The sequence below is a fragment of the Micromonospora sp. DT68 genome (genome assembly GCF_049847245.1).
In the GTDB taxonomy this organism is placed as follows: domain Bacteria; phylum Actinomycetota; class Actinomycetes; order Mycobacteriales; family Micromonosporaceae; genus Micromonospora; species Micromonospora profundi.
This window is the reverse complement of the sequence record NZ_JBNCNZ010000063.1, coordinates 1-701: the sequence shown is the minus strand read 5'-3', so window position 1 is coordinate 701 and position 701 is coordinate 1. Positions and strand designations below refer to the sequence as shown.

Sequence of the window (701 nt, the reverse complement as noted above, 5' to 3'; positions counted from 1 at the left end):
GACAACGCCTGTTATGTGATTTACACGTCGGGCTCGACGGGCCGGCCGAAGGGCGCGGTCGTCACCCACGCCGGCCTGGTCAACCGGACCGCCCACGTCGCACCCACAATCAATCGGCTCGGTGCCGATGGCGTGCTCCTCCAGAAGACCGAGATCGGTTTCGACGTCTCGCCTGCCGAGATCTACGCCGCACTGTCGACGGGGGCGCGGATCGTCGTCGCCCGGCCCGGTGGACACCGCGACCCGGCGTACCTGCGCGACACGATCATCGCCGAGTCGGTCACCTCGATCGAGTTGGTGCCCAGCATGCTGTCGGCGCTGCTCGCCGAGGGCATCACCGACTGCACCTCGCTGCGTTCCGTTGCGGTAGGCGGCGAGGAGTTGCCTGTCGACGTGGCGCGGGCGTTCCTGGCGGCTCTGCCCGGCTGCGAGCTGCACAACACCTACGGGCCAGCGGAAACCACGGTGGATGTCACCAGCTGGCACTGCACCACCGACGACCTGGCCGACGTGTCCCGGGTTCCGCTGGGACGCCCCTTCCCGAACATCACCCTGCGCGTGCTCGACGACCTGCTCCAGCCTGTGCCGATGGGCGCCCCCGGCGAGTTGTACGTGGCCGGTGTGGGTGTGGGTCGGGGTTATTGGGGTGCTGCGGGGTTGACGGCGGATCGGTTTGTGCCGGATCCGTTTGGGTCGGTGGG

General features: G+C 68.6%; 1 protein-coding gene. It reads left to right on the top strand.

What is annotated here, in order from left to right:
- Positions 1 to 15: 15 nt before the first annotated feature.
- A partial coding sequence (locus ACPXB1_RS30640) for an AMP-binding protein (protein WP_425736178.1) occupies positions 16 to 701 on the top strand: 686 nt, incomplete at its 3' end.